The organism is Adlercreutzia sp. CNCM I-6215 (assembly GCF_977072315.1).
Genome location: NZ_CDRVMA010000031.1, coordinates 1 through 4,173 on the forward strand (window position 1 = coordinate 1; position 4,173 = coordinate 4,173).

The 4,173-nt window shown below is 44.1% G+C and carries 5 protein-coding genes; 4 read left to right on the forward strand and 1 reads right to left on the reverse strand.

The genetic code is table 11. The features are described from left to right. Positions 1–585 precede the first annotated feature (585 nt). A complete protein-coding gene (locus tag ACW4LP_RS12235; protein WP_157012442.1) occupies positions 586–1,449 on the reverse strand; it encodes a DNA adenine methylase in 864 nt (287 codons plus the stop codon). 60 nt (positions 1,450–1,509) lie between these two features. On the opposite strand from ACW4LP_RS12235, the gene ACW4LP_RS12240 reads away from it, so the two are divergent. The 4 genes from ACW4LP_RS12240 to ACW4LP_RS12255 are packed head-to-tail and all read left to right on the forward strand — an operon-like array spanning position 1,510 to position 4,103. Further along, the gene (locus tag ACW4LP_RS12240; RefSeq protein WP_157012443.1) at positions 1,510–1,740 is read left to right on the forward strand and encodes a helix-turn-helix domain-containing protein; all 231 of its coding nucleotides are present in this window, start codon (positions 1,510–1,512) and stop codon (positions 1,738–1,740) included. After that, positions 1,733–2,557 (forward strand): DUF7687 domain-containing protein, encoded by an 825-nt coding sequence (locus ACW4LP_RS12245; RefSeq protein WP_161128391.1) that lies wholly within the window; start codon positions 1,733–1,735, stop codon positions 2,555–2,557. Before ACW4LP_RS12240 ends, ACW4LP_RS12245 begins: the two co-directional genes overlap by 8 nt. Before the next feature lie 20 nt (positions 2,558–2,577). Further along, positions 2,578–3,615 carry a hypothetical protein gene (locus tag ACW4LP_RS12250; protein ID WP_157013077.1) on the forward strand — a complete coding sequence of 346 codons (1,038 nt, stop codon included), beginning with the start codon at positions 2,578–2,580 and terminating at the stop codon, positions 3,613–3,615. After that, positions 3,612–4,103 (forward strand): hypothetical protein, encoded by a 492-nt coding sequence (locus tag ACW4LP_RS12255; RefSeq protein WP_455803865.1) that lies wholly within the window; start codon positions 3,612–3,614, stop codon positions 4,101–4,103. Before ACW4LP_RS12250 ends, ACW4LP_RS12255 begins: the two co-directional genes overlap by 4 nt. Positions 4,104–4,173: the final 70 nt, after the last annotated feature.

Here is a 4,173-nt window from a genome sequence, read left to right on the forward strand (position 1 = left end):
GATTAGCGGTACCGAGACAGCCTACTCGCGGTACCGCCTTTTGCTGATCGCCGGTACCAAGCCAGGTGATCGATGGTACCGCGAGAGGTTACTACTCAGCTTGTTAGCGCCGGGTGGGATTTACTGCGGTTTAGTGCAGGCGTTAACAGAGCCGTGCTGTGTCGAGCGGCGAAAGCATGGTTGCTGTGTGGGGAGGGTGCGGATACGCCGGTGCGTGCTGTTATCGCCGGACGCTATGACGCAAGTGATGTGAGACGTGCTGTCTTGGGTGACACGCATACCATCGTATAGGCACGAGTTTTCGGACGGCGTGGCGAATGCTGATGGCGCCTCCACTGGCGTTGCGCGTGTGATCGCTGGCGCCTACAAGGTAGTTTGTGATTCGCTTGACGTTTGTGGTGCGCCAAGCTTGATCAGCGTCAATTGTTGCAAGACATTCTACGGTGACAGGATCTGTTCCATCGCTGCCGGCACTATTGAAGCAGGCGGCTGCGTTTGGGCGCACTGCACAGCCTGCAGCGGTGCCACTAGTATGTGGTCATAGGTACAGCTGATGGAAGTAAGAAGTATCTGAAAATATAAATCCTAATTCCAGGTCAACAATAATTTATCGTGGACAATGTCATTTGGCATAGAATGATTCTTCTGTTGAAGACGATCTATCATTGAGGTGCCACAGTTAACAATTATTTCACGCGCGAAAACGCCATCAGGTGGTTGTGGTGAGATGTTTTTTGACTTCGACTTCCTATATCCGTTAATCGACAAAGCGACATAAACTCCTCGCGACTTGCAATCGGCTATAGCATCCCAAAGACCATCGATGGAAAAATCCTGCGCTCCGTAAATAATGGATTGAGAATGCGTATAAGGCGGATCGCAATAGACCAAATCGCCTTTCTTGGCGCGTGACATCGCCTCACGATAATCAGCGGTATCGAAATCAACATTTTGAACAAGGTTGTGCCACTGATATACGCGCTCTCTGAACGATTCGGGGGAAATCGGTTTGTGCGGACCTTTCGGGGTGCTCATAAATCCATCTTTCTTCCTGAATCTGACGATCCCTGAATAACAGGTTCTTGTGAGCAGACAAAAATCAAGGCAGTTTTTATCACTGTTGAAGCGGTCGCGAATCATGGAATATGATTCGTCGGGATGTGAATAGTAATCATCAATCTGGCTTTGATAGTAGTCGCAGAGAACATCGGGATCATCTTTGACGTATTGAAAAATATCGACAAGAAAAGGAAGTGCGTCACTGGCGTATGCGCGTTCAAACCTAGGCCACATTGCTCCGCAAGCATTACGTTGAGATAATTCAGCCAATACAGCACCGCTCCCCAAAAAAGGTTCGTGGTAGTTTCTGAAGGATTCAGGAAAACAATCAACGATGTATTCTGCGAACCTTTGTTTGTTGCCTATCCACTTCAATAAGGCTGGTACCATTAGAAACTCCGTAACTTATATCATGTAGACTTATCGTCTACATAGTACCATGATCAACCCATGGAAAGAAGTATCCAAATAGCATTCGGCGATGCGGTGCGAGATGCACGGGTTAATCATGGCTACTCACAAGAAGAACTGGCTGACCTGTGCGGAATGCATCGAACCTATATCAGTGATATTGAACGTGGATTACGTAATGTATCTTTGGAGAACATAGAGAAGATATCAGCAGCTTTGGATACACCTCTGTCAGTCCTTTTTGAGCAGATTGAGACCGAGAATGCGTAGATTCGACTATTTCAAAGGACAACCTTCTGAGTTTTGGGCGAAGGTGAGATTCATTTCGCAAGAACTCGGTTATACGAAAAGAAGAGCAGACGCGATCCGGACGTATTCGGTTGACGAAATAGTGAATCTCTTTTTAGAGAATGGCGATCAAATAGATATCGCTGAGGCAGAAGAGCTCAGCAAATATAGCGAGATGCGTTGCGAAGCAGTTCATGAAGCACGAAATTATTTGATGGATGCCAAACAGGCCGAAGAGGTCTACGCGCAAGTATCGAAGAAGATATCCTGGGCAATTGTGCCCTTCAGTGCCCCAATGAACAAGCAAAAAGGAGAGAAGAGGAATGTAGCTTTTCTGACCGCTCTCGTCGACCTCATCGCTTTTGATGTCCTAAGTGATTACGGGTTGGAATTCGATCACGACCCGCGCTGTCTTCTTGAATTTTATGATCTCAATCATAATTTGGTCAGTGTGTCCTCTAGACGTTTGGACGGAGCATTTCCATCAACGCGAAATCCTGAGGCTGTATGGGAAATCAAAGAGTATTACTATACGACGACGTTTGGCAGCAGGATTGCCGATGGCGTATACGAAACGCGCTTGGATGGTTACGAACTGAACGATGCGGAAGAGCAAACCGGAAGGAAGACTACGCACATTTTGTTTGTTGACTCATATTCAACCTGGTGGGAACAAGGCAAATCGTATTTCTGCAGGTTGATAGACATGCTGAATGAAGGAAGCGTCGACGAGATTATCTTCGGGTATGAAGTTCTAACTAGATGGCCCGAGGTGTTAAGAGAAATAATTGAGTCTTAGGGCAGAACAGCAGATGAAGCATGGAATATGTATTTACAGCGACAGAAACAGGGACGCCTTCCGGAAATGAAGCAGAGGCAAAAGCTTTATTGCATATGCTTGATGCTACAGAAGATGGAATAGAGTTATTTGCGGTAGATTGCTTCAATGATGTTACAGGGATGGACAATCCCTGTTTTGTGCTTCATGATGCACAATCAAAGGCTGAAAAGAATATCTCTCCAGCAAAACTGGGAAGATATCTTGTAACCCTTCTGGAGAATCATCTTAGCGAGTTCTCGCAATTCTTTGATAGCTTGACTCTGTTTGTTGGAGGCGTTTCAAAAACTGTACTGCAGAATCCTGAGTTAGTGGAGTTTGGGTTTCATGATATTGAAGCCAAGGCTCAGAAAAAAGTCCAAGATAGCCTTATCGAAGAATGCAAGAAGCGAAAAAATGGCATTGATGATAATTTGCTTAGCGAAGACAATATAAATGATTTTCTTAGTAAGGTTCACTTTGTTATCTTTCGTGAAAATCGCGAGGATTACATAAAACCTTTAGTAAGAACTTCGGCCCCGATAATGCCGGATTCGAAGAAGCTTAAAAGAATCTTTACTGAGATACGTGACAAGCAATCAGCCCTTAAGAACCGAGCAGGTATAGCCGGAAAAAGGATAACGCATCCAGACAGGGTTATTGATTTGGGGCGTGTGGTAAAACGCAGGGATATCGAATTGCTCGTAATCCAAAGAATTCTGAATAGAGACTTTCTTAGAGATGATACGCCTAAAAGCTTTATTCATTACTTAAACCAAATACCTGATGAAGAAGATCCAGATGCGATCACAGAAGATTGTCGACATGCCATCTACAGACAATTCTTCGATAAAAACAACAGCGAAGCATTCTGGACATTCTTGGATGAAGTCGTGACAACGATCGACAATAGTAATCAAAAAGATATTGAGGAAATATACGATCAGTTAAAAGTTGAGACTCGTAAGGCGTGCACACATTTAGAAAGGCGATCATGCCTCTACTTCATCGCAACTATAAAGGATGGTCTATATAAATGATTAATGTTAGAGCTATTTACCTCGGGAATGAAGCTGAAGCCTATATTTTAGACGACTTTATTGATGGAATTAACATCATAAATAGCGATGATAACCATGTTGGAAAAACGATTGTTATGCAATCAATCATGTTCGCTATGGGTTCGGAAGCCATGTTTCCTCATAATTTCAAACCGAAAGAGTACGTTTTCATAATTGATTTGGATGTTGACGGAGAAGCAATATCGATACTCAGGAGTAGAGATACATTTGCAATAAAAAAACGTGATGAGCTCGTATTTGAAGAAAGCAAGCGAGATTTTGATGAGTTCTGGAGCGACAACATTTGTGCTTTGCCTTCAATAATCAAAGACGGAAAGCTACAAAGAGTGGGATTGCCATTGTTCAATCAATTATCCTTTGTGAACCAAACTCCAAGAAATACTTCCAGCTTAATCGGGAGTTACTACAAAAAGGATGATAATCCTCCTTTGCAGATTGTGGGCTAGGAGGAGGACTCCTCATCGTCTGAACTGGGCGACCTCGCGTAGAAGTCCCTGTATCGGAGCGTTTTCGGGT

Bases quoted from the DNA above. Each gene is read 5' to 3' on its own strand.
- ACW4LP_RS12250 (WP_157013077.1), top strand. From the start codon at position 2,578: ATGGAATATGTATTTACAGCGACAGAAACAGGGACGCCTTCCGGAAAT.
- ACW4LP_RS12245 (WP_161128391.1), top strand. From the start codon at position 1,733: ATGCGTAGATTCGACTATTTCAAAGGACAACCTTCTGAGTTTTGGGCG.
- ACW4LP_RS12255 (WP_455803865.1), top strand. From the start codon at position 3,612: ATGATTAATGTTAGAGCTATTTACCTCGGGAATGAAGCTGAAGCCTAT.
- ACW4LP_RS12235 (WP_157012442.1), bottom strand. From the start codon at position 1,449: ATGGTACCAGCCTTATTGAAGTGGATAGGCAACAAACAAAGGTTCGCA.
- ACW4LP_RS12240 (WP_157012443.1), top strand. From the start codon at position 1,510: ATGGAAAGAAGTATCCAAATAGCATTCGGCGATGCGGTGCGAGATGCA.